Consider the following 5,654-nt stretch of genomic DNA (forward strand, 5'->3'; position numbering starts at 1 on the left):
AGGCTTCTCTGATTTAGGAGCCTCGTCTGGAACAGTACCTACAGGTTCAGTGTATGCTGGTTTTTCATGAACTGCTGGCTCTACAAGGTTTGCTCCTATTGGTTGCGTATAGTCAGTTTTTTCTACTTTAGGAGCCTCGTCTGAGACTGTACTTACAGGCTCAGTGTATTTAGGTTTCTCAGCTTTAGACGCTTCATTAGGGATACTTTCCTGAGTTTCAGATACTGGAACATTTTTTGTCCCCTCATCCTTATGTTGAATTTCTGAAATTGCATCATCCTCAAGGGGTAAGTATCCAATATAACGATATCCAGCAATTTGAACTACTCCTTCATTACTTGGAGCTTTCAAAGGATTGCTTATATCGAGAGCTTGCATACTAGAAAGACTAATCAGTCCGATAGTAGTAACTAAGAACAAACTACTAACTTTTTTCTTTTTATGAACCAAAAGGACTAAACTACCAACAGCTAATAGACCTAAAGCTGTAAGCACAGAAGTCGATGAACCTGTTGCAGGAAGAGCTTCCTGCTGATAAATAAGAGCATAAGTTTCCTCATTATCAGTAGGAATTCCTGCCTGAATCTTAGTTTGTTCTTCTTGTGTAAGAGCGCTTTTTTCAATGTAATGATAGGTAGAAGCATGGATGACTGACGGTGCAACCAAGACACTTCCTAGTAACACCGAACCAACAATCCCACAGATTTTTCGGATCGAAAATCGTTCTTTTTTAAATAATGACAAGCGTAATCACCTTCTTTAATTTTATTTCCTAACAGTAAACACTATTTTTTATTCTCAAAAATTGAACTTCTAAAATCATCAGTTTGGTCAAGATAAGCTTTAAAGATTGCTCTCTTCAACTTATGAACCGCACTATCTGTTTCTGGATTATAGTTATCCCAATGAGGAGTTTCTGTATCCTTGCGGACAGCTTCATTCATTAGTTGTTGCAACTCATCTATATTGCTTGTAGTTTTGGTTGCAAAGCTTGTCCATGATTTACTTGTATCATTAAAGGTAACTTTATTCAATTTGCTGAATTTTTCTTGTCGCTCTTTATACATGGCCTTTTTAAAATCACTCCAAGTGTCGTATTTACTATTAAATAATTTTTGAAGTACTAATTTATCTGTTACCAATCCTTTAGTCTTACCATATGAGGTAATCGTTTTATTATTTGCCCTAGCATCGGGTTCAAATTGATTTGAAATATATGGCACCATACCATCTTTAAATCCTTTAGCAGCTAATAGTTCATAGGCCATACGACGTCCCATCAAGTCACCTGGCGTTCCGTCATCATTACTTAATGCTGCATAAATCGGCGCAAATAATTTAATAGTGAAGTAGCCATTTCTTTCGTATTCACCTAAGGAATATTCCCTAGACGAAATAATATTATTCTCAATCAAATCATTAAATGAATGTAATTTTTCAGCTTCTTCTGCGGTTAAATCTCTGACAACATTTGTTGCGTAGACATTATTTCCATCTGGATCTGGATGATACTCATTTGTAACTTTTCTAAGAAGTTGTTGTTTTTGATTCGTATCCAATTTAAGAATTGAATTTCCTTCAAGATATTCCAACATATAAACAACATCAAACATGTTGTGTACATATTTTTGAAGATCTGTCGCGTCTTTAAATCTCGTAGTTGGATCGAGTATTTGTAATCGTTCTCCTTCTTTACTATCCGATTTTAAATGTTTCAAGATAGAGTTGATGGTGATGGTTGCGTCGTTTGGATGGTCTGGTGCTTGTAATAAGCCTTTTGCAAAGAACTCTGGTCCCAAGCCACTTCTTCGACCATAGCCACCAAGATAGATGTTCTGATCTGAAGCATGCGTCATTTCATGTGTATAAGTGATAGCTCCATCCTTATCCAACATACGATAACCCATATAATAAACGGCATCCCCTGTAGCATAAGCACCGTGTCCATTATGGCCAACTTTATTTCCAACAGGTCCAAAGAAATGTTTCATTGCAGGATTTGGACTATCAAAATCTGATACTGTTTGGGCTTTTCCATTGGTATGGTCATCTCCAAATTTATAGGCATCATAAAGCAAGATATTTCGGTAAAGCTTCTCACGCCCTTCCTTATCTAGAATACGATACCAATAATCGTAGTGATCTCGTTGACGCTCTGCTGTTTCGTGAGCACTCTTTTCAACAAAGCTATTCAAATCACCACTTGCTTGATGATCTTTATTACGATAGCGATCATAAGCACCAAAGCCTAGACTAGAGATAGTTGAAATGACAAATACTGATCTTTTTGGCAAGGTTAGTAGAGGCAGTACCATGTTACGGTATTTCCAACTGTCGCTAGTGATTCGATCATAGACACCGATAGAATACTTGGTGCCAGCTTTTTCCTGATTAGCTTTTACTTCTGGAATATTAGATTTTTCTTCAACGATTAAGGCTTTTGTCTGAGATTTAAACCATTCATTGTTAGTTTGATGTGGTGCAAATGCTTTACGGTAAACTTCTAAAGCACTAAATAAATCTTTTGTACTGTAGTTATTAGTCAACAAGGCATTGTAAGTAACCACATTATTTTTAGCCAAGAGATTGTTGTAGCCAGATTTACCTAGTTCAATAATCGTATCAAGAGGAGAGGTATTTCCCTTACCAAAGAAATCCATATGGAACATAAGCAAATCTTTTGCGCTAGCCTTATCAAATTTGAAACCATACCAGCGTTCTAGATAGGTTAATCCTAGCATCAAAGCTTCTTTGTTTCGCTTGATTTTATCAACGATGTAATTGTCAATAGCACTATTATTTCCAGAAACAGCAGCATCAGCTGAAAGTAATTTTTTAAGAGTTTCAGTTAAGTGATCTTTTGTCTTAGTGAATTGCTCATCTAGATAGAGTTCTGTTAATTTAACATTATCAGAGATTCCTAACAAATTCTTAAGAGTAGTTGGATCATACTGCACTGTATTTAAGTCATTTTTAACTCTGTTTATTATAGACGTATAATCTTTTAGGAAAGCATTTGGTGTGTATACTAGACCTGTACTTCCAATAGTATACTCAGCCAGATTTGCAAAATCACTATGGTAGGTTAAGCTCACTTTCTCAGATGTTCCATCTTTGTAATGTAGTAGTAAGTGATTGATAGAGTGCTTATCTGAAGTAATATCTGAAACCACTTCCTCATTTTTCATAGCGACAACAGATAACAATTCTTTCTTAAATAGATTATTATCAGCTGACAATTGATTTCCATATTTCACAATGGTGTCTCTATTATAGAAAGGCAATAATTTTTCTATATTTTTATATGCAACTTTTCTTGTCTCCTGATAATGAGCTGCCTTGGTATAATCTACATCCTGTTTAGCAGAATTTGTAAAATCTTCCACGGTTATAGTTTTCTTTGTAGTAATCTGGTCTTTCTTGGCTTGAACTGCTGTTTTTTCAATCTCAGTACCACGTTCTACAGTGGAATCAACTGACATTACCTCATCTCCAACTGCTTGAACATTAACTACCTTATTGTCTTTATTACTGTATACCTTTGTCTGCTTCATACCATCAAAATGGTATCCAGAAATCGCATTCCCATTTGTAATATTCATATCGCTGAGAACATTATTCAAGTGGCCGGTATTATCATCTGCTCCACCTTCTTGTGTCCATAGGGAACCTGCAACTCCACCAACTCTAGCGAATGGTTTAGCATTATTTATTTCACCTTCAGCATAACTATTTGCTACAGTTGCATTATTTTCTACGATACCTGCAATTCCGCCAATGGTTTGGTTAGAACGTTCTGCATTGCTTGAAATAGTTACTGATGCTATAGAATGACCTACACTAGCATTCGTACCAGTTAATTGACCGACTAGACCACCAATTGCATACTGAGAGGTTGTAACAAAAGTATTTGTTATTCTTCCGGTGAAGCTACTATTACTTACGGTAGAATTTTCAACTTTTTGGACAAGTCCTCCGATACCTAGCTCACCAGCAATGATTCCATTTGCGTGAACGTTCTCTAAAGTTGAAGAATTTGTGGCTTCCTTAGCAACCGATGCGACATGATTCTTACCAGAAATATTGACATCTTTTAAGGTGAGATCCTTAACAGTAGCGTGTTCTAATCTATTGAATAACGGCTTTTTCAAATTATAGATAGCATAATGTTTACCCTGATGACTACCAATCAATTTCCCTGTAAAGTTATTTGTAATATAACTTTCTTGGTTTTCACCTAACTCAACCTCACGAGCATTCATTGTTGCACCCAAAGTGAAAGTTCCATCAGGTCTACTATTCATATCAGTTACTAATTTTTTAAATGATGTGTAGATAGGGCTATCGTTTTGAACAAGTTTTGGAAGATAATAAGTAAAATTGTCTTGATATTGATTATCTACAGATTGCTTCAAGTGTTCTAATCTAGCCGTGATTTTATAGACTGGTTTGCCATCTTTTGTAGTATCCTCAATGTTTGAAACTGGAAGCAGTACATCTTTAAATTTAGCTGACTTCACCTTAATGAAATAAGCAGATTTATTATCTGGTACTTTATCCAAGCTTGTATGCTGTCTTGACCGATCTCCTTCATAACTATAGAGCTCCACATCAGAAACACTTCTTAATTCTATTGTTTTCTCTGGATCTGTTTCTTTCGGCTTCTCAACAGGAGTTTCAGGTTTAAGTTGCTCGATATTCCCCTTGTATTCAGGAAGTGGATCTACCTGTTCTGGTTCAACTATCGCTCCAGCTTGTACGCCTGTATATTCTGGTAGGGGGGCTACTTGTTCTGGTTCTACTATTGCTCCAGCTTGTACGCCTGTGTATTCTGGTAGGGGGGCTACTTGTTCTGGTTCAACAATAGCTCCGGCTTGTACGCCTGTGTATTCTGGTAGGGGGGCAATCTGCTCTGGTTCGACAATAGCTCCAGCTTGTACTCCTGTGTATTCTGGTAGGGGGGCTACTTGTTCTGGTTCTACTATTGCTCCGGCTTGCACTCCTGTGTATTCCTTCGGTGCTTCTACCTTCTCTGGTTCAACAATAGCTCCGGCTTGTGGTCCTGTATATTCTGGAAGAGGTGCCACTTGTTCTGGTTCTACTACAGCGCCAGCTTGTACTCCTGTATATTCTGGTAGAGTGGCTACCTGTTCAGGTTCGCCTTTATCACTTACAACTGCTTCTGGTAACGCTGGTTGGACTGCTGGTACACCTTTATCACTTACTACAGCTTCTGGCAACTCTGGTTGAACTTCTGGGGTGCCTTTGTTGGTTACTACAGCTTCTGGTAACTCTGGTTGAACTGCTGACTTACCTTTGTCACTTACTACTGCTTCAGAGAGTTCTGGTTGAATTGCAGGTTCACCTTTGTCTGTTATAACTGCTTCAGGTAACGCAGGTTGAACTGCTGGTTCGCCTTTATCTGTTACAACTGCTTTTGGCAATTCAGGTTGAACTTCTGGGGTGCCTTTGTTGGTTACTACAGCTTCTGGTAAAGCTGGTTGAACTGCTGACTTACCTTTGTCACTTACTACCGCTTCAGAAAGCTCTGGTTGAATTGCAGGTTCACCTTTGTTGGTTATAACTGCTTCAGGTAACGCAGGTTGAACTGCTGGTTCGCCTTTATCTGTTACAACTGCTTTTGGCAATTCAGG

At 37.8% G+C, this 5,654-nt stretch carries 2 protein-coding genes; both read right to left on the reverse strand.

Features of this window, described 5'->3' with window-relative positions; genetic code table 11:
- The coding region (locus tag N8M09_RS10740; RefSeq protein WP_261065174.1) for an SIALI-17 repeat-containing surface protein at positions 1-744 on the reverse strand (744 nt) is incomplete at its 3' end.
- Positions 745-785: 41 nt separating this feature from the next.
- The coding region (locus N8M09_RS10745; RefSeq protein WP_261065176.1) for a ZmpA/ZmpB/ZmpC family metallo-endopeptidase at positions 786-5,654 on the reverse strand (4,869 nt) is incomplete at its 5' end.

The organism is Streptococcus mitis (assembly GCF_946190375.1).
Lineage (GTDB): Bacteria > Bacillota > Bacilli > Lactobacillales > Streptococcaceae > Streptococcus > Streptococcus mitis_CJ.